Annotated in this window: 18 protein-coding genes; 8 read left to right on the top strand and 10 right to left on the bottom strand. The window is 63.8% G+C overall.

Features of this window, described 5'->3' with window-relative positions:
* The 3 genes from ACEW8Q_RS09480 to gmk all read left to right on the top strand — a co-directional run.
* The coding region (locus ACEW8Q_RS09480) for a hypothetical protein (RefSeq protein WP_373503808.1) at positions 1-269 on the top strand (269 nt) is incomplete at its 5' end.
* 128 nt (positions 270-397) lie between these two features.
* A complete protein-coding gene (locus ACEW8Q_RS09485; protein WP_373503809.1) occupies positions 398-1,285 on the top strand; it encodes a YicC/YloC family endoribonuclease in 888 nt (295 codons plus the stop codon).
* A gap of 10 nt (positions 1,286-1,295) precedes the next feature.
* Positions 1,296-1,928: a guanylate kinase gene (gmk, locus tag ACEW8Q_RS09490; RefSeq protein WP_373503810.1), complete on the top strand. Its 633-nt coding sequence runs from the start codon at positions 1,296-1,298 to the stop codon at positions 1,926-1,928.
* On the opposite strand, the gene rsmA is transcribed toward gmk, so the two are convergent.
* The 4 genes from rsmA to ACEW8Q_RS09510 are packed head-to-tail and all read right to left on the bottom strand — an operon-like array spanning position 1,925 to position 6,930.
* Entirely contained in the window at positions 1,925-2,773 is an 849-nt protein-coding gene (gene rsmA, locus ACEW8Q_RS09495) for a 16S rRNA (adenine(1518)-N(6)/adenine(1519)-N(6))-dimethyltransferase RsmA (protein ID WP_373503811.1), read from the bottom strand. The genes gmk and rsmA overlap by 4 nt on opposite strands.
* Entirely contained in the window at positions 2,770-3,765 is a 996-nt protein-coding gene (gene pdxA, locus ACEW8Q_RS09500) for a 4-hydroxythreonine-4-phosphate dehydrogenase PdxA (protein ID WP_373503812.1), read from the bottom strand. The genes rsmA and pdxA overlap by 4 nt, the downstream gene beginning before the upstream one ends.
* 1 nt (position 3,766) lies before the next feature.
* Positions 3,767-4,765, bottom strand: a complete 999-nt coding sequence (locus ACEW8Q_RS09505; protein WP_373503813.1) for a SurA N-terminal domain-containing protein — start codon at positions 4,763-4,765, stop codon at positions 3,767-3,769.
* A 5-nt stretch (positions 4,766-4,770) separates the two neighbouring features.
* Positions 4,771-6,930 carry an LPS-assembly protein LptD gene (locus ACEW8Q_RS09510; protein ID WP_373503814.1) on the bottom strand — a complete coding sequence of 720 codons (2,160 nt, stop codon included), beginning with the start codon at positions 6,928-6,930 and terminating at the stop codon, positions 4,771-4,773.
* A 306-nt stretch (positions 6,931-7,236) separates the two neighbouring features.
* Here ACEW8Q_RS09510 and ACEW8Q_RS09515 point away from each other — a divergent pair, with 306 nt between their 5' ends.
* On the top strand, positions 7,237-8,715 hold the full coding sequence (locus tag ACEW8Q_RS09515) for a leucyl aminopeptidase (protein WP_373503815.1): 1,479 nt from the start codon (positions 7,237-7,239) through the stop codon (positions 8,713-8,715).
* A gap of 17 nt (positions 8,716-8,732) precedes the next feature.
* Here the strand turns inward: ACEW8Q_RS09515 and ACEW8Q_RS09520 are convergent, their stop codons facing one another.
* Positions 8,733-9,761, bottom strand: a complete 1,029-nt coding sequence (locus tag ACEW8Q_RS09520; RefSeq protein ID WP_373503816.1) for a LacI family DNA-binding transcriptional regulator — start codon at positions 9,759-9,761, stop codon at positions 8,733-8,735.
* Positions 9,762-9,972: 211 nt separating this feature from the next.
* Here ACEW8Q_RS09520 and ACEW8Q_RS09525 point away from each other — a divergent pair, with 211 nt between their 5' ends.
* Both ACEW8Q_RS09525 and ACEW8Q_RS09530 read left to right on the top strand, forming a co-directional pair.
* On the top strand, positions 9,973-10,722 hold the full coding sequence (locus tag ACEW8Q_RS09525; protein ID WP_373503817.1) for a sugar phosphate isomerase/epimerase family protein: 750 nt from the start codon (positions 9,973-9,975) through the stop codon (positions 10,720-10,722).
* A 10-nt stretch (positions 10,723-10,732) separates the two neighbouring features.
* Positions 10,733-11,866, top strand: a complete 1,134-nt coding sequence (locus tag ACEW8Q_RS09530) for a Gfo/Idh/MocA family protein (RefSeq protein ID WP_373503818.1) — start codon at positions 10,733-10,735, stop codon at positions 11,864-11,866.
* A 4-nt stretch (positions 11,867-11,870) separates the two neighbouring features.
* Here the strand turns inward: ACEW8Q_RS09530 and fghA are convergent, their stop codons facing one another.
* Complete coding sequence (gene fghA, locus ACEW8Q_RS09535) at positions 11,871-12,713, bottom strand: S-formylglutathione hydrolase (protein WP_373503819.1); 843 nt, start codon at positions 12,711-12,713, stop codon at positions 11,871-11,873.
* Positions 12,713-13,840: an S-(hydroxymethyl)glutathione dehydrogenase/class III alcohol dehydrogenase gene (locus ACEW8Q_RS09540; RefSeq protein ID WP_373503820.1), complete on the bottom strand. Its 1,128-nt coding sequence runs from the start codon at positions 13,838-13,840 to the stop codon at positions 12,713-12,715. The genes fghA and ACEW8Q_RS09540 overlap by 1 nt, the downstream gene beginning before the upstream one ends.
* 202 nt (positions 13,841-14,042) lie before the next feature.
* Between ACEW8Q_RS09540 and ACEW8Q_RS09545 the strand changes: the two genes are divergently transcribed.
* Together ACEW8Q_RS09545 and ACEW8Q_RS09550 are read left to right on the top strand one after the other, a co-directional pair.
* Positions 14,043-15,182: an efflux RND transporter periplasmic adaptor subunit gene (locus ACEW8Q_RS09545; RefSeq protein ID WP_373503821.1), complete on the top strand. Its 1,140-nt coding sequence runs from the start codon at positions 14,043-14,045 to the stop codon at positions 15,180-15,182.
* 4 nt (positions 15,183-15,186) lie between these two features.
* Complete coding sequence (locus ACEW8Q_RS09550) at positions 15,187-18,255, top strand: efflux RND transporter permease subunit (protein WP_373503822.1); 3,069 nt, start codon at positions 15,187-15,189, stop codon at positions 18,253-18,255.
* Here the strand turns inward: ACEW8Q_RS09550 and yacG are convergent, their stop codons facing one another.
* Genes yacG through infA form a run of 3 tightly spaced genes read right to left on the bottom strand, consistent with a single transcriptional unit; the run spans position 18,256 to position 19,307 of the window.
* Positions 18,256-18,444 (bottom strand): DNA gyrase inhibitor YacG, encoded by a 189-nt coding sequence (yacG, locus tag ACEW8Q_RS09555; RefSeq protein WP_373503823.1) that lies wholly within the window; start codon positions 18,442-18,444, stop codon positions 18,256-18,258.
* 1 nt (position 18,445) lies between these two features.
* On the bottom strand, positions 18,446-19,060 hold the full coding sequence (locus ACEW8Q_RS09560; protein WP_373503824.1) for a Maf family nucleotide pyrophosphatase: 615 nt from the start codon (positions 19,058-19,060) through the stop codon (positions 18,446-18,448).
* Between the two features lie 28 nt (positions 19,061-19,088).
* On the bottom strand, positions 19,089-19,307 hold the full coding sequence (gene infA, locus ACEW8Q_RS09565; RefSeq protein ID WP_111197504.1) for a translation initiation factor IF-1: 219 nt from the start codon (positions 19,305-19,307) through the stop codon (positions 19,089-19,091).
* Positions 19,308-19,374 lie beyond the last annotated feature (67 nt).

Raw genomic sequence — 19,374 nt, forward strand, 5'->3', positions numbered from 1 at the left:
CACCCGCAACGGAGGCTGCCACCCCGCCTACTGCGGAGGCGGTCACGACACCCGCAACGGAGGCTGCCACCCCGCCTGCTGCAGAGGCGGTCACGACACCCGCAACGCAGAAAGCCGCCACGCCTCCGGCCACAACGGCCACCGTGCCCGTGCCCAAGGCCAAGCCTGCCGCGCCGCCACGCAAGAATGTCGAGGCCCTCCCGCCCGGGTCGGTGGTCACGGTCGATGGCAAGCGGACCGCCATCCCGAAGCTCCGTCCGGCGCGCTGAGCCTTTCCCTGCCGGGTTGAACTGCTCAAGAGCCTTGAATCTGGCGCATTTTCCGCTTCGCAAGTGATTCCACTTGCTCGCCCAATGCGCTAGAAGGGTGGCCCCTGAATCACGCTTCCGAGGCACTGATGCCGATTTCCAGCATGACCGGTTTTGCCCGCGCGTCTTCCTCGCGCAACGGGTTGCTGTGGCAATGGGAGGTGAAGAGCGTGAACGGCAAGGCGCTGGATGTGCGCTGCCGCCTGCCCATGGGCTTCGAGGCGCTCGAAGCGCCGCTGCGCGCCGCCCTCACCCAGGCGTTCAGGCGCGGCAACCTGCAGGTCAATCTCACGGTCAGCGGCGCGGTTGCCGGCGAGAGTGTCCGCCTCAACACCGATGTGCTTGACCAGCTAGTGGCCGCCGGAGAAGCCTTGCGCGACCGCATCGGCGGAGAGCCGCTCCGGGCGGATGCGCTTCTGGCCCTGAGAGGCGTGGTCGAAGTGACCGCGCCCATCGAGGACGAGGCGGAACTGGAAAAGCGCAACGCCGCCATGCTCAAGAGCTTCGGCGATGCCCTGGCCTCCCTTGCGGCCGCGCGCCGCGAGGAGGGTGCGCGCCTCCAATCCGTCATCTCCGCGCAGATCGGCCGCATCGCAGAACTGACTCAGGCCGCGCGCGACAATCCGGCGCGTTCGGTCGAGGCCATCAAGACGAGGCTTGCCGATCAGGTCGCGCGGTTGATGGAGACGGGGGCGAACTTCGATCCTGACCGGCTGCACCAGGAAGCCGTCATCCTCGCCACCCGCGCCGATATCCAGGAGGAGCTCGACCGCTTGCAGTCGCATGTCGAGGCCGCGCACGCGCTGCTCGCCTCCAGCGATGCCATCGGACGGAAGTTCGACTTCCTCGCGCAGGAGTTCAACCGCGAGGCCAATACGCTGTGCTCGAAGGCGTCCGACCGGACGCTGACCGCCATTGGCCTCGACCTCAAGACCGTCATCGACCAGATGCGCGAGCAGGTCCAGAACATCGAGTGAGATCAGAATCATGACCGAGATTTCACGCCGCGGCCTTCTGCTGGTCATGTCGTCGCCATCGGGCGCCGGCAAGACGACGCTGTCGCGCCGTCTGCTTGCCGCCGATGCCGGCATCACCATGTCGGTGTCCGTCACCACCCGCCAGCCGCGTCCCGGTGAAGTCAACGGCAAGGACTATCATTTCATCACGCATGAAGAGTTCGGGCGCCTGCGCGATCGCGACGACCTGCTTGAGTATGCCGAAGTCTTTGGCAATTTCTACGGCACACCGAAGCGCCCCGTCATGGAGGCCCTGCAGGCGGGCCGCGATGTGCTGTTCGACATCGACTGGCAAGGCACCCAGCAACTGGCGCAGGCGATGGAGGGCGATCTCGTCCGCATCTTCATCCTGCCGCCGACGGCGGAGGAACTCCGCGAGCGACTGATCCGCCGCGCCCAGGATTCATCCTCGACGGTGGCCAAGCGCATGGCGAAGGCGGCCGACGAGATCAGCCACTGGCCCGAGTATGACTATGTGATCGTCAACGAGGACATCAACGCTGCCGGCGCTCAGATCGATGCCATCCTCACGGCGGAACGCCTGAAGCGTCACCGCCGCGTGGGCCTCACGCAGTTCGTGCGCGATCTGACCAAGGGGCTTTAAGCCGTCTCCAGCGTGGCGAAGCGTGCGGCCAGGCGGGCGAACCCGTCAACGGGAACCTGCTCGGCCCTGAGTTCCGAGCCGATACCACATTCTTCGAGAAGTGGACCCGGCTCCGGCAGCAGGCTTTTCAGGCTGGATCTCAGCATCTTCCGGCGCTGTCCGAAGGCTGCCGCCGTTACGCGCTCAAGCACGCGCAGGTCGCAAGCGGGTTCCGGCTTCGATTTCGGAACGAGATGCACGATGCTCGACGTCACCTTTGGCGGCGGTGTGAAAGCCGACCGGTTCACGTCGAAGATCTTTTTCGCTTCACATCTGTATTGAGTCAGTACCGACAGGCGCCCGTATTCCTTGCCGCCAGGAGGCGCAACGATGCGCTCGGCGACTTCCTTCTGGAACATCAGCGTGAGAGACGAGAACCACGGAGGCCAGACAGCTTCCGTCAGCCAGCCGGTGAGCAGTTGCGTGGCGATGTTGTAGGGGAGGTTGGCGACGACCTTCGCGGGACCCGCCGCCAGCCTATCGTAATCCGCCTCAAGGGCATCGCCTGAAACGATGGTGAGCTTTCCCGGCCAGGCGGCAGAGATTTCCTCAAGTGCTGCGATGGCCCGCTCGTCGCGTTCGATGGCGACGACTCGGGTGGCGCCTTCCATCAGTAGCGCGCGCGTGAGGCCGCCGGGGCCCGGGCCGACCTCGATGATGGTGAAGCCCTCGAGCGGTGCCGCGGCGCGGGCAATGCGGCGCGTGAGATTGAGATCGAAGAGGAAGTTCTGGCCCAGGCTCTTCTTTGCCGCCAGCCCATGTCTTGCGATGACGTCGCGAAGCGGTGGCAGCGGGTCAGAGGTCACGCCGCCGCTCCGGCCATGCGGGCGGCGAGACGGAGCGCGGCAATGAGGCTCTTCGGGTTGGCAACGTGCCGCCCCGCGATCCCCAGCGCCGTACCGTGGTCGGGCGAGGTGCGGATGAAGGGAAGCCCCAGGCTCACGTTGATGCCGCCATGGAAGTCGAGCGTCTTCACCGGGATCAGCGCCTGGTCGTGATACATGCAGAGAATGGCATCGTAAGCGGCGCGCGCTTCGGCATGAAAGGCCGTGTCGGCTGACAGCGGGCCCAGGACATCGAGGCCTTCCTTCTGCAATTGCTTCAGCGCCGGGATGATCACGTCGATCTCCTCGCGGCCCATCATGCCGTTCTCGCCGGCATGGGGGTTCAGTCCGGTGAAAGCGAGCCGCGGCCTTGGTATCCCGAAGTAACGCGCAAGGCCGCGTGCCGTGACACGGGCCTGCGACATGATCGCCTCTCCGGTCAATGCGGCTGGAACATCCTTCAGCGGAATGTGGACGGTCACCGGAATGGCGCGGAGATCGTCCGCCACGAGCATCATCACTTCCTGCACGGGATGGCCATGGAGAGCCGAGAGATGCGCCAGATAGTCGGTGTGGCCCTGGTGCCGGAAGCCCGCCGCATAGAGCGCGTCCTTCTGGATGGGGTTGGTGACGATGCCGGAAACTGTCCCGGCGAAGGCAAGCTCCACTGCCTCGCCGATCGCCGAAATGACGTGTGGCGCTGTTGCGGCATCGATCAGGCCCGGTGCCGGGTGGACAGCAAGAGGCCGGTGCAGCACGGGCAATGCCCGGGCAAAGCAGCCCCTTGCCTGCGCGGGATCGCCGATCTTCTCCACCGGCAGGCCGGGATTGCGGGCCTGCCAGTAATCCGCATCGGCCAGCAGCACGAAGCAGGCCGCAGGATCTTCATGCAGGGCCTCCCAGGCTTTCGCGGTGATTTCGGGGCCAACGCCCGCGGGTTCTCCGCTCGTCAGCACCAGGGGAGCGGTCGCCATCTCACTGCTGGGCGTAACTGTTGTTGCGGTACTCGACGTAGACGTTGCCGCGGATGGTCTTCAGGTAGTTTTCTTCGATCTTGTCGTATTTCTCGTTGATGACCATGCGTTCTATCTGCTCGCGCGTCGGCATCTTGAAGTCGGGCTTGGGCGGCGTGATCTTGTGTGAGCCACAGAAGCCGATGAGCTGGATGCCGGCCTTCCCGCGCATCGGCCCCACTGCACTCCCCTGCCCCGACTTGTCGAGGGCCTGCTTCATCTGCGGCGGCAGCTTGGAGGCGTCGGCCTCGAATTTCTTGCCGATCTTCACGTTGAAGATGCCCGACGCCGCGGCCTTCGCCGAGCCGCAACCCTTGAACTGCTGCTGATACCGCTTTGCCTCGACGAACCGCGACTGCAGCAGCATCGCATCCTCGCCATCGAGGGGAAGCGTGACTTCGAGGAGTGTGTACACCGTGATCGGCTTCATGCGCGGATCGTTCATGATCCTGGAGAGCTGCTCGTTCACCTTGCCCTTGATCTCGGCCATCCTGGCATCCACATCCTTGGGATTGGACTTGATGTCCTTGCCGTACTTTCCGGTGATGATACGGTTGAAGCCGATGAGGGCCGACAGATAGCGGCGGAAACTCTTTTCGCTGATGCCTTGTGCCTTAAGCTTCGACAGCAGGCTTTCGGATGTCGATCCGCTGCTCTTCGCCATGCGCGCAATGCGATCGGTGATCTCGCCGTCACCCGGCATCATCTTGAGGCGCGTGGCTTCCGTGATCTTTACCTGGTCGTCGATCAGGGCCTGCAGTGCCTGCTTGCGGGTCATCCCGTCGGGCCCATCACCGATGATCTTCATGAGCGCAATGCGCTGTGTGATGTCGAGTTCCGTAATGGGCAAGTCGTTGACAACCGCAACGATGCCTTGTCCCTGGGCGTGGGCTGGTGCCACGCCGGGAACGATCAACAGTAGTGGTGCCGCCAGAAGGGCAGCAGCGATGATACGGCTCATGCGCATCAGAACTGGAAGCCGCCGTTGACAGCGCCGATGGTGCGAAGCTCGACGCCGACTTCAATGCGCCGTTCGGTGCCGTCATCGTCCTCGCGGGATTCGCTGTAGGCGAGCTGGGCCCTCATGCACTCGCACTCGAACGCCACGCCGATGGTCTTGTCCATGAATTTGTTGCCCTCGATATCATAGCGGAACCCGCCGAAGAGGCTCCATGCCTCCCCCACCAGGAACTTGCCATCGCCCCAGACCTGTTCCTCATGATCGGGACGGCCATAATTGGCGGCGGCGGCAACATCCGCATAGCTCAAAGAGCCGGAAAACCTGTCAAAAGTAAGACCCAGCGAGGCTTCCTGGACGTTGATGCGCGACAGGTCTTCCTCGATTCGTGCCTGGTAGCCGAGTGTCATCCCTTCGAAAAGCTGCAATGCAATGGCTCCAACGAGATCGGAAGAGGTGCCGTTGAGGCCCGATCCCACCAGGAAACTGTTCTCGCCCGCGATGTGGAAGCTCTCGCCGAAGCTGGTGCGGACAAAGCCGCCGTCCTCGCCCATCAGCGTGTAGGTCAGGCCGACATTGGCGCGGACGCCGCCTTCATAGCGGTCGAATCCGGTGAAGCGGTCGCTGAGAAACAGGCTGGTGGTATCGAAGTTGATGGTGATGGCGTCTTCGTTGCCTGCATCGTCGTCGCGCTGTTCGGCAGGTGCCGCGATCAGCTGCACGACGGGCGTCATCACGCCCTGCGCGAAACCGTGGTCGGCGATGAAGGGCATGCGGACATCGAACCCGGCCTGCGGCATCAGATAGATATCGGGGTCTTCGTTGCCGTCGGCGCCGGGCACGTTCTGCGCGATATAGGCGTCGGTCCGCACTTCCGCGAAGGGCGTCGCCAGCAGCCCCATGCCCGTCACCATCTGCCGCTGCCACTTGGCCCGCACAAAGGCATGGGTCTGCTCGGTGCCAAGGTCATGCTTGTCCACCGCATCCCGGCGGGTGAGGGAATAGGCATTGAAATCCAGCGACAGTTCGCCGCCGCCAACCGGCTCGCCGAAAATGTAGTTCGCCGTCACGAAGGGGAGCGCAATGGGGAGTTCATCCTGTTCCTCGTGCCGCGTCAGCGTGCGCCAGCCGATGATCTGCGCCTTGGCATAGTTGCGGTCCGCGAGTCCCGTCGTCTGCACGTAGCTCGCCGCCATGTTGCGGTTGTCGAGGTCGTAGTCGCTCAGGAAGCCGCGGTCACTGGTGAGTGTCCCATCCCATCCCCAGTCCCATGTATCGTTGATCTCGAAGGCGCCCTTGGTGCGCACCCCGCCGCGCCAAGGCCCATCCGCCGCGTCGCTCTCGTCACGATCGAGTTCATGGATGCCGGCGCCGCGGATCGAGTAGATGCCCGAGGCCAGCCTGTGGCGCCATTCGGCATCGGCCAGCGGCCCTTGCCGCGTCGTCCACATGGGCGAGAATGTGACATCCTTGTTGGGCGCAACCTCCCAGAAAAAGGGCGTGGTGACGCCGATCCCATAGGACCCACCATGGAAGGAGGGCAGCAGGAAGCCGGTCCGCCGCTTCACCGAAGGATCCGGATAGGAGAAATAGGGCGTGTACACCAAGGGCACGCCACCGATCTCCAGATGCGCGTCGCGGTAGTACATGGTGCGCGTTTCCATGTCGTGCTTGGCCTCGCGCGCCACGATCTGCCACAGCGGGTTTCCGCCTTCGTCCACGCAGGTCTTGCAGGCGGTGTAGGTCGCCTTCTCGTAGACGGTAACGCCGTTCTCGTAGCGCCTCGCATATTGCGCGGTGATGGTCACATCATTGGTGAGCAGCGCCTTCACGTGGCGGGCGAACCCCTCCTTGAAGGTCTCTTCCAGTTCGGCGAAGTCGGCTTCCATGACGTTGCCATTGGGCTCGCGGAAGACGATCGACCCATTCGCCCGGAACTTGCCCTTCTTCATGTCGTAGACCACCTCGGTGGCGGTCAGCACATAAGGGCCATAAGTCAATTGCACGGTGCCCGTGGCCCGGGCGATCTCCGACTTGCCGTCATAGGTCAGGCGGTCGGCCAGAACATCGACGCGGGTGCCCTTCGGCACGGCATCGGTTTGCGGTTCCACGAACTTGGGCGCGTCGTCCATGGTTGCGGCCATCGCGACGGTTTGCGGCAATGGCATCACGCACATTCCGGCAGCCGCCAGCAGGCCCAGAACGCATGACCGCATCCTGTACCTCACGCCGCCCCGCCGCGTGAAACCTGCTCGACCCACTCAGTCCCCAATCACTTCACTTTACATATTCTTAACGGCTTTCCCCGGAGCCGGGAAGTACCCAGTTTATGACCGAGCATCACCCGGCATTGCGGCGGCAAGACGGGCAGGCTTGCAGCGTGGTTAACGCTTTCATACCAAGCCTGCGCCTGCATGATTTCCTCCCGCCTGAAAAACCGCTAAGGGGAAACAATCATTCCATAAAGGCGCGCCATGAAAATCAGTTTCTCGTCTCCCACCCTGCCCAAATCCGGTGTGCTTGTTCTCCTGCTGCCGGAAGGCGGCGCACTGGCGGGTCTGGCTGCAGATGCCGACTCCCGCACGCAGGGCCAGGTGTCGCGGGCGATCAAGGCGGCGGGCTTCACCGGCCGGCGTGATTCGACCCTCGACCTGGTGGCTCCGGGCGGCGGCTACAACCGGATCGTGGTGTTCGGCCTCGGGGCTCCGGCTTCGCTCCGCCATCTCGACCTCGAGATGCTGGGCGGCGCCATTGCCGGCGTGCTGCAGTCGGTGAAAGCCGAATCGGCTGTCATCGCAGCCGATGTCACCATGGGCGGCCTGCAGGCCAAGGAATCGGCGGCACTCATCGGTTCGGGCCTCTGCCTCAGGGTCTACAGTTTCAATCACTACAAGTCGAAGAAGCCGGATACGAGGCAACTGAAGGATGCCGTCATCCTCACGCCCGACGCCAAGGGCGCCAGGCAGCGCTTTCCGGCCTTCGAGGCGGTTGCCGAAGGTGTTCATCTGGCCCGCGACCTCGTCAACGAACCGCCGAACACGCTTCATCCGGTGGCTTTCGCCGAGCGCATGAAACCCTTGGCGAAGCTCGGCCTGACAGTGTCGGTCATGACCCCGGCCCAGATGAAGAAGCTGGGCATGAATGCGCTGCTGGGCGTTGCGCAAGGGTCGGATCACGAGGCCCGCATCGTGGTGATGCAGTGGAACGGCGGAAAGCGCGGCGACCAGCCGCTCGCCTTCATCGGCAAGGGTGTCACCTTTGATACCGGCGGCATCTCGATCAAGCCGGCGCAGGGCATGGAAGACATGAAGGGCGACATGGGCGGGGCCGCTTGCGTGGCGGGTCTGATGCTGGCACTGGCCAAGCGCAAGGCGAAGGTCAACGCCATCGGCGCTATCGGCATTGTCGAGAACATGCCGGACGGCAAGGCGCAGCGGCCGGGCGACATCGTGAAGTCGATGTCCGGCCAGACCATCGCGGTGCTCAACACAGACGCCGAAGGCCGGCTCGTTCTGGCCGACGTGCTCTGGTATATACAGGACAGGTTCAAGCCGAAGTTCATGATCGACCTCGCTACCCTCACCGGCGCCATCCTGGTGGCGCTGGGCAAGGAGCACGCCGGCCTGTTCTCCAACAACGACGAATTGGCTCACAGGCTCTCCGAGGCCGGATACGCGACGGGCGAAAAGGTCTGGCGGATGCCGCTCGCGCCCGAATACGACAAGATCATCGACCATGACGTAGCCGACGTGAAGAACACCGGCGGGCGTCATGCGGGCTCGATCACGGCGGCGCAGTTCATCCAGCGTTTCGTCAATAACGTGCCCTGGGCCCATCTCGACGTCGCGGGCACGGCCATGGACGGCCCGCGCAGCGCTATCAACCAGAGCTGGGGTCCCGGCTGGGGCGTGCGCCTTCTCGACCGCTTCGTTGCCCAGTATTACGAAAAATAGGTAATTTGAAAAACAGATCAGGCGGCAGCAATGGCGCGCGCGGAGGATGTGGATCCGCGCGTCATCAGTTCGACCGGCACTACGGTATCGTGCGGCATGCTGCCCTGGCCCTTGATAAGGCCGATCAGCCTTTCCGCAGCCAACATTCCGATGTCGTGACGCGGGACATGGATGGTGGTCAGCGGCGGCTCCGTAATCTCGCCGTCAAAGGTATTGCCGGCGCCCACGATGGACATATGGTCGGGCACGCGCAGGCCGCGGTCTTGACAGGCGCGGAGAGCCCCCGTCGCCATGGTGTCGTTGGCACAGAACACCGCCGTCGGCGGCATGCCGAGCGACAGCAGCTTCTGCATCGCCTCGGCAGCGGGCTCCCGCCGGTAGAAGCCGCATTCGATCAGGCGTTCATCCGCCGGCAGGCCCAGCGCTGCCAGCGTGTTCAGGTAGCCTTCACGCCGATGGACCGCGGCAATTGATTCCTGGGCGCCGGAGATATGCGCGATCCGGCGATGGCCGAGACCCGCCAGATGGCGCACGGCGAGTTCGGCGACCTGATGGTCGTCGACGCGCACGGCGCTCACAGCCGGTCCGTAGATCATGTCCAGCACCTGAACAGCGGGAACGCTGGGCCGGGGACCAGTCAGGCCTTGCATGTTGGTTCCGCCGTCGATCACCACCACGCCATCGACCCGGCCGTTGCTGAGAAGATCGGAATAGGGCTGGCAGCTTTCAGGCCGTTTCAGCGTGAACCCGACGATGACCGAGAAGCCCCTGTCATGCGCCGCATCCTCGATGCCGCGGAGAAGCCCGGGATAGAACGGGTTGTCTATACAAGGTGTAAGCACAAGGATCGTGTTGGTGCGTTGCATGCGCAGCGACCTCGCCACCAGATTGACCTTGTAGCCGCAGGATTGCGCCGCATCCCGCACCGCGTGGCGGGTTCCTTCCGCAACAAGGTCGGGATTGCTGAGCGCGCGCGAGGCCGTGGCGACCGATACGCCCGCGAGTTTGGCCACATCACTCAGAGTAGGTCTGTTGGCAATAGACATGTGTGAGCCCCCCGGCTGTTACAAATGACATCAATCTGCATACAACTTCCACGCTATAGGATTCCCCAAAATTGGACGGCCAGCTTGTTCTGGACCACATTTTATGTCAAATTGGACCTATCGCTAGGATATTCGATTCGCGCGGCGTGGTTGTGCATCGCAGTTGCTGCTATAAGAGCTCGCAGCATTGCAATCGCCACATGGAGCCGCCATGCCCCGCCGCCTCTCCCTCCAGCTCTATTCGGTGCGGAACGCCAGATCACTGAAGGACACGCTCAGCCTTCTCGCGGGCACAGGCTATCGCGAAGTCGAGGGATATGGCGGTGTCTATTCCAAGCCGGAGGCGCTCGCGCGGATGCTCGACCGGGCCGGTCTTGCGATGCCCACCGGGCATTTCGGCCTCGACATGCTGGAGAACGACCGCGCCGGGGTCATGGAGATCGCCCGGACGCTTGGCCTGAGGCAGATCTTCGCTCCCTATCTCGCTGAAGAAGAGCGGCCCCGCAGCGCCGCGGGCTGGCGAAAGCTCGGCAAGAGGCTTTCCGCCATCGGCGAATGGTCCCGCGGCGAGGGCCTCGCGTTTGGCTGGCACAATCACGATTTCGAATTCGTCAAGCTGCCCGGCGGCGAGGTCCCGATGGAGCTCCTGCTCGAGGCGGCACCCTTGATCGACTGGGAATGCGACGTTGCCTGGGTTGCCAGGGCCAAGGCCAATCCGCTGGCCTGGATCAGGCGCCATGGCCATCGCATCACGGCCGTGCATGTGAAGGACATCGCGCCCAAGGGCCAATGCCGCGATGAAGACGGATGGGCCGACGTGGGGCAGGGCGTGCTCGACTGGCCCAAACTCCTCGCCGCGCTCCGCAACACGCGGGCGCTCCACTATGTGATGGAGCACGACAACCCGTCGAACATCGCGCGCTTTGCAAGACGCTCCTACAGCTTCGTCCACAAGATCTGAGAGAGACCACATGGCCCGGACACTCGGCGTCGGCATCATCGGCTGCGGAAACATTTCGACGACCTATCTGAAACTCGGCCCCCTGTTCAAAGGCTTCGAGATCAGGGTGGTGGCGGACCTGAACATGGCCGCCGCCCTGTCGCGCGCGGCGCAGTTCGGTGTTGAGGCACGAACCGTGACGGACCTCCTCGCCAGCAGCGACATCGATATTGTGGTGAACCTCACGGTGCCCGCCGCGCATTTTGACGTGTCGAAGCAGATTCTGGAGGCCGGAAAGCACGTCTATTCCGAAAAGCCCCTCACGCTGACGCTGGCCCAAGGCAAGGCGCTGCTCAAGCTCGCCACGGCGAGGAAACTTCATGTGGCCGCCGCGCCCGATACGTTCCTCGGCGGATCCCACCAGCAGGCCCGCGCCGCCGTCGATGATGGCGCAATCGGCAGGATCGCCGGTGGCACGGCTCACATCCTCGGGCCCGGCATGGAGCACTGGCATCCGAACCCCGACTTCTTCTTCAAGCCCGGCGGCGGACCCATCCTCGACATGGGCCCCTACTACATCATGGCGCTCATCAATCTCATCGGGCCGGTGAAGCGCGTGGCCGCCCTCACGGGCATGGCGCGCAAGCAGCGCGTCATCGCCAACGGGCCGCGCATGGGCGAGAAGATCACCGTCAAGACGCCCACCACCATTCACGCGCTGCTCGAATTTGCCACGGGCGCGGCGGTGACCCTGACCGCGAGCTGGGACGTCTTTGCCCACCGCCATCCCAATCTGGAAGTCTATGGCAGCGACGGCGCCATGTTCCTGCCGGACCCCAATTTCTTCGGCGGCACGGTCATGGCCGCAGGGACTGACGGGACGCCGAAGCCGCTCGACACTTGGGAGCATCCGTTCGGCAAACCCAACGAGAAGCATCCGGACGGCATGCAGGCCAATTACCGTGGCGCCGGCCTCGCCGACATGGCGCAGGCCATCGCCGCAAAACGCGACATCCGCTGCGGCATCCCGCGCATGCTGCATGTGGTCGAGATCATGACCGCCATTCTCAAGTCCGGCGAAACCGGCAAGTTCGAAACGCTGAAGACGACCTGCACGCGCCCGAGGCCCTTGGGCGTTGCCGAGGCAAGGGCGCTGCTGAAGTAGCGCCCTATCCCTTCAACCGCTTGGCGTGCCATGCAACGTGGTCGGCCATGAAGCTCGAGATGAAGTAGTAGGAGTGGTCATAGCCATCCTGCATGCGGAGTGTGAGCGGAATTCCCGCCGCCTTGCAGGCGTCTTCCAGAAGCCACGGCCTGAGCCCGTCATTCAGAAAGGAATCGGCGGTGCCCTGGTCCACCAGAAGCTCAGGCAGTCGCGCCCCGTCTTCGATCAGCGCCACGGCATCGTTCTGGCGCCAGACTTGCTCGTCGGCACCGAGATAGGCAGCGAGTGCTGGCCTCGACCAGTCCGCCGTCATCGGGTGCGTGATGGGCGCGAAGGCCGAGCAGCTCCTGTAGCGGCCGGGGTTCTTCAGTGCACAGATCAATGCACCATGGCCGCCCATCGAATGACCGAACACCGATTGCCGGGTCATGTCGGCGGGAAAGTTCGCGGCGACGAGCGCGGGAAGCTCCGCCGTCACATAGGAGTACATCTTGTAGTGCGCCGACCATGGCCCTTGCGTCGCATCGACGTAGAAGCCGGCGCCGCAGCCGAGCTTCCAGTTTCCGGGTTCGTCTGCCACGCCTTCGCCGCGAGGCGATGTATCCGGGCAGACGATGATCACGCCATGCTCTGCAGCGGCTTTCCGGTATTCGCCCTTTTCCATGACATTGGCATGGGTGCAGGTGAGGCCCGAGAGATACCAGAGCACGGGGAGCTTGGCGCCGGGCTCGTGCGGCGGCACGAAGACGGCGAAGGTCATCGGGCATCCGCACGCATCGGACGGATGCGTGTAGACGCCCTGCGTGCCGCCATGGGCCTTCGCCAGCGATTTCGTCTCGAGCGCCATCAGAACAGGATCACGCTGCGGATCGACTTGCCCTCGTGCATCAGGTCGAAGGCCTTGTTGATGTCATCCAGGGGCATGGTGTGGGTGATCATCGGGTCGATCTCGATCTTGCCGTTCATGTACCAGTCGACGATCTTCGGCACATCGGTGCGGCCGCGCGCGCCGCCGAATGCCGTGCCCTTCCAGGTGCGGCCGGTGACGAGTTGGAAGGGCCGCGTCGAAACTTCCTGGCCCGCGCCGGCGACGCCAATGACGATCGACTGGCCCCAGCCGCGATGCGACGCTTCGAGCGCGATGCGCATCACCTTCACATTGCCGGTGCAGTCGAAGGTATAATCCGCGCCGCCGATCTGGTCGGCTCCGCGCTTGGTCATGTTGACGAGATGGGCGACGAGATCGCCCTCGACTTCGGAAGGATTGACGAAGTGCGTCATGCCGAAGCGCTCGCCCCACTCCTTCTTCGCGTTGTTGAGATCGACGCCGATGATCATGTCGGCGCCCGCCAGCCTCAGGCCCTGGATCACGTTGAGGCCAATGCCGCCGAGGCCAAAGACGATCGCCGTGGCGCCCGCTTCGACATTGGCGGTGTTGGTGACGGCGCCGACGCCTGTGGTCACGCCACAGCCGATGTAGCAGATCTTGTCGAAGGGCGCGGCTGGGTCAACCTTGGCCAGCGCGATCTCGGGCAGAACAGTGTAGTTCGAGAACGTCGAGCAGCCCATGTAGTGATGGACCTTCTGGCCCTTGTAGGAAAAGCGCGAGGTGCCGTCCGGCATCAGGCCCTGGCCTTGCGTGGCGCGGATCGCCGTGCAGAGATTGGTCTTGCGCGAGAGGCAGGACGGGCATTGCCGGCATTCCGGCGTGTAGAGGGGAATGACGTGGTCTCCGACCTTCACCGAAGTGACGCCCGCGCCCACTTCGACGACGACGCCCGCGCCCTCATGGCCCAGTATGGCGGGGAACAACCCCTCTGGATCGGCGCCCGAGAGGGTGAATTCGTCGGTATGGCAGACGCCGGTGGCCTTGATCTCGACCAGAACCTCGCCCGCCTTGGGGCCCTCAAGATCGACCTCGACGATTTCGAGCGGCTTTCCAGCGGCGAAGGCAACGGCGGCGCGGGTTTTCATGGAGGGCATCCTTTTCTTGAATCAGGTCTCGGGTCTGCACATATCGCGGCGGGGCCTCCAAGGCCAGTGCCTGAGAAAGGGCGCAATTCAGTGACGGATTCAGTTGTGTCATGCGTCCTTCAATCTGCTGACGGTGCAAAGACGTATGGAGCGGCCTGGCAATCCATCCTAGGGTCGTGGTTTCGAAAGGTCCGGACAATCGATGAAGAAGTGGCTGTTTCTGCTGATCATGGCCGTCCTCGCCGGGGGCGCGGCATTGGGCGTGCGCCACTACGGCATTGATGTCGTTGCACTGACGGGGCTCGACAAGGCCGTAGCCGCTATCCAGGGCGAGGGCAAACCGGCTCAGGGCCAGGCCGCAGGCCAAGGCGGCCAAAGAGGCAACCGGGGGCCCTCTCCCGTGGAAACCGCCCGCGCCACAACATCACAATTGAGTGATGACATCTCTGCCATCGGCACGCTGTTGGCGGACGAATCGGTCTCGATCGCGCCAGAAACCAGCGGGCGGCTGGCGAAAGTACTGTTCGAGGATGGCGCGACGGTTGCCGCGGGAACGCCGCTCTTCCAGCTCGACACCGACCTTGCCACAGCATCGCTGGAAGAGGCCAAGGCGCGGCTTGAATTGGCCGAGGCCAATTTCAACCGCAACCAGACGCTCCGGAAGTCGGGCAACGTGGCCCAGAGCACATTCGAAACCGCCCAGACGGAGCGCGACGTGGCACTGACCGCTGTCGATTCCGCTCAGGTGCTGCTGAAAAAGCTGACCATCCTCGCGCCGTTTCCCGGCACGCTCGGCTTCCGTTCGGTGTCCGAAGGCGCCTACCTCACGGCGGGAACGCCGCTCGTCCAGCTCGACAAGATCGACAAGCTGAAGGTGAGCTTCTCGGTGCCGGAATTGCAGCAATCGCGCATCGCCGTGGGCCAGACGGTCGAAGTCCTTGCGGATGCGCTTCCGGACGAAAGCTTCAACGCCGTCGTCTCAGCGCTTGATCCGTCGATCGATGTCAACGGCCGTGCTCTGCTGGTGAGGGCTGACCTCGACAACAGCGCTTCCAGGCTGAAGCCGGGCCTTCTCGTGCGCGTTGCCGTGAAGGGGCAGGAGCGTCAGGCGGTCGTGGTGCCGGAGGCTGCCGTCGTGCAGCGGGGCGAGAGCGCCTTCGTCTATACCGTGACCGACAACAAGGCTGCGGAATTGAAGGTGAGGCTGGGCAAGCGGCTTCCCGGCAAGATCGAGATACTCGAAGGCATCGCCGCGGGCGATACGGTGGTGACGGCGGGCAACACGCGCCTCAGCAACGGTGCGGCGGTCGAGGTCGTCTCGGCCGCAGCGTCGGCCGAGTAGCGCCATGGGCTTTACCGAACTTTGCATCAGGCGGCCGGTCTTCGCGACCGTGCTGAGCCTCGTGTTGCTGCTGGCCGGTCTCATGTCGTTCAGCCGCCTGACGATCCGTGAGTATCCCAACATCGACGAGCCGCAGGTTACGGTGCAGACGAACTATCCCGGCGCTTCCGCCGAGGTCATCGAAAGCCAGGTGACGCAGGTGCTCGAAGGCTCGCTTGCCGGCATCGAGGGGATAGACACCATCGGGTCGACCTCGCGGGCCGAATCAAGCCGCATCACCATCCGCTTCCGCTCCACCGTCAACATCGATTCCGCTACCAGCGACGTGCGCGACCGGGTGAGCCGCGTGCGCCGGTCGCTTCCCGACGAGATCACGGAGCCGACGATTTCCAAGGTCGAGGCGGACGCGCAGCCGATCATGTTCCTCGTAGTCCAGTCTCTGACGATGAACTCGCTTGAGTTGACGGACTACATTGACCGCTTCGTCGTGAACCGCTTCAAGAACCTCGATGGCGTGGCGGATGTCACCGTCAACGGCGAGCGCCGCTATGCCATGCGGGTGTGGATCGATCCGCCTCGTCTCGCCGGCTACGGGCTCACCGTGCAGGATGTCGAGAATGCCATCCGCAACCAGAATGCCGACATTCCGGCGGGCCGCATCGAGAGCACCGAGCGCGAGTTCACCGTGCTGTCGCGCACTTCGCTTGGAACAGCAGAAGAGTTTTCCCGGATCGTGCTGAAGGAAGCGGGCGGGCTGCAGGTGCGGCTGAGCGATGTGGCGAAGATCGAACTCGGCAGCGCCGATGTGCGCCGCGAAAGCCGCTACAATGGCGCCACCTCCATCTCCATCGGGATCGTCAAGACGGCGGTGGCGAACCCGCTCGATGTCGCCCGCGAGGTGAACGTGATCCTGCCGCGCCTCAATGATGAACTGCCGGAGGGAACCGAAGTCACCATCGGCTTCGACACGACCGTGTTCATCGACCGCTCCATCGAGAACGTGTTCAAGACCATCCTCGAGGCCGTGGGCCTGGTGCTGATCATCATCCTGCTCTTCCTGCATTCTTTCCGCGCAGCACTCATCCCGGTCGTCACCATACCGGTGTCGCTCGTCGCCACCTTCGCCATCATGTATGCGACAGGCCTCACCGTGAACACGCTGACGCTGCTCGCCATGGTGCTGGCCATTGGCCTCGTCGTCGATGACGCCATCGTGGTGCTCGAGAACATCTATCGCCACATCGAGGAGGGGATGAAGCCTTTCGAAGCCGCCATCAAGGGCGCGCGCGAGATCGGCTTCGCGGTCATCGCCATGACGATGACGCTTGCCGCCGTCTATGCGCCCATCGCCTTCACACCGGGGCGCACAGGGCGGCTGTTCCTCGAATTCGCCATCACGTTGGCGGGCGCTGTCATCGTGTCGGGCTTCGTGGCGCTGACGCTGACGCCGATGATGTGCTCGAAGCTGCTGAAGCATTCCGAGAAGAAGAACGTCTTCGCCCGCATCGTGGAGGGCTTCCTTGGCGGGCTTGAGCGCGGCTATGCATCAAGTCTTCACGTCGCGCTGAAGCTGCGGTGGCTGGTTCTGCTTGTGGCTCTTGGCGTGGGAGCGGGCGGCGGCTGGCTCTTCACGCAGATGAAGTCTGAGCTCTCGCCCACGGAGGACCGTGGCGTCGTCATCGTCACGGGCAATGCGCCGGAAGGTGCCAGCTTCGGCTACACGCAGCGCTATGGCGGGCAGGTGGAGGAGCTTCTGGCGCAGATCCCTGAACTCCGCTCCTACCTGATGATCGTAGGCGCTGGCGAGGTGACGCGATTCCTGTCCTTCGCGCGCCTGAAGGACTGGGAGGAACGTGACGTCTCACAACAGCAGGTGACCCAGCAACTGTTGCCGAAGCTCCGCAAGATCGCCGGCGTGCAGGCCTTCGCCTCCAATCCCGGTTCGCTCGGCACGCGGGGCTTCGGCAAGCCGTTCCAGTTCGTGATCCAGTCCTCGGCACCCTACGAGGAGATCAACGAGATCGCCAACAAGCTGGTCGAGAGGCTGAAGGACAATCCGGGCCTCGCCGACATCGACACCGACATGCGGCTCAACAAGCCGGAGGTCGAAGTCGACATCGACCGCGACCGCGTGGCCGACCTCGGTCTCGACATCTCGGTCATTGGCCGCACGCTGGAGACGCTTCTCGGCGGGCGCAACGTGTCGACGTTCCAGATCGGCTCGGAGCAGTATGACGTGACCGTCGCACTCCCGGCCTCGGAGCGCACGTCGCCCGAGACGTTGTCGCGCATCTTCGTCAAGGGCAGTGACGGTCAGATGGTGCAGCTCTCCAATGTGGTGAAGGCGCGTGAAACTGTAGCGCCGCGCGAGCTGATCCGCTTCAACCAGCTGCGCGCCGTCACCATCCAGGCCAATCTGTCGCCGGGCTATACGCTGGGCGAGGCCATCGCCGCCGTCAATGCCGCCGCCGCCGAGGTGCTGCCGCAGGGCACCGTGACGGACCTCACGGGCCAGGCCCGCGAGTTCCGCGATGCAAGCTCCAACTTGCTGCTGGTCTTCGTGATGGCGCTCGCCTTCATCTATCTGGTGCTCGCCGCGCAGTTCGAGAGCTTCCGCGATCCCGTGATGATCATGGTGACGGTGCCGCTCTCCATGACGGGCGCGCTGGGCGCGCTATGGCTCACCGGGGGCACGCTCAACGTCTATTCGCAGATCGGCCTCGTGACCCTGATCGGCCTCATTACCAAGCACGGCATTCTCATCGTCGAGTTCACCAACAAGCTGCAGGAAGAAGGCCGTGCCCGGAGGGACGCCATCATCGAGGCGGCGGGGCTCAGGCTCCGGCCCATCCTCATGACGACGGCGGCGATGATCCTCGGCGCCATTCCGCTGGCGATCGGCACGGGTGCGGGCGCTGAAAGCCGCCAGCAGATCGGCTGGGTCATCGTCGGCGGCATGTCGCTCGGCACGCTGCTCACGCTCTTCGTTGTGCCATGCGTCTATGCGGTGATGGGCTACAGGCCGAAACAGGCTGTTCCTGTGCCGCATGCTGTTCCGGCTGCGGCGGAGTAGTCAGGTTTCGCGCTGTTCGTCTTCGTCGGACTCGTCGTCTTTCACCGGGATGGCGTAGTTGCCGCCGAACCAGCGGTTGAGGTCGATCTGCGCGCAGCGGTTCGAGCAGAAGGGATGAAACTTCTGCTGCGACGGCTTCTGGCAGATGGGGCAGGGGCGCTTGGGGCGCAGGCGGACGGGCTCGGCCATCTCAGACCTCCGATTGCGGACCTGTCATCCAGTTGTGAAAGACAGGATAGCCAGCACCTTCGAGCAGGTTGACCGTCTCATAGAGCGGCAGGCCGATCACGGCGGAATGCGAACCCGTCAGCATGCGGACGAAGGCTTCGGCGCGGCCCTGGATGGCATAGCCGCCGGCCTTGCCGCGCCATTCGTCACTGGCGATGTAGCTGTCGAGGTCCTCGCGTGAGAAACGCTTGAAGCGGACCTTTGTTTCGACGCAGCGTGTGGAGACCTTGTTGCCGGGCGCGATGAGGCAGACAGTGGAATAGACCCAGTGCGAGCGGCCCGAGAGCAGGGAGAGGCAGTCTCTTGCCTGCTCCTCCGTCTCGGCCTTGGGAAGGATGCGCCGCCCGAGGCCCACCACCGTATCGGCGGCGAGCACGAAGGTGTTGGGCCCAAGGGCCCGCACCAATGGCATGTCGAGCGCATGTTCCGCCTTTTCGCGGGCGAGCCGGACCGAGAGCTTCCGCGGTGTCTCGCGCTTGAGCGGGATCTCATCGACATCGGCCGGGTTGAGGAGATCGGGAACAAGGCCCACGCGTTCCAGAAGCTGCAGCCGCCGCGGCGAAGCGCTAGCGAGCACAAGCTTTACGGGGCTCTTTGCCCGGGATTTACTTGAAGCGATAATTGATGCGGCCCTTCGTGAGGTCATAGGGCGTCATTTCGACCATCACGCGGTCGCCTGCGAGCACACGAATGCGGTTCTTGCGCATCTTGCCGGCGGTGTGGGCGATGATTTCGTGATTGTTGTCGAGCTTCACGCGGAATGTCGCGTTGGGCAGAAGTTCGGTGACGGTACCTTCGAATTCGAGCAGTTCTTCCTTGGCCATGTGGCTCCTTTAGGGGGGTTCGCGAAGTCGCGCGGAAAATGGACCTGTTGGCGGTCAAAATCAAGCC

It is taken from the genome of Aestuariivirga sp. (assembly GCF_041738905.1).
Lineage (GTDB): Bacteria > Pseudomonadota > Alphaproteobacteria > Rhizobiales > Aestuariivirgaceae > Aestuariivirga.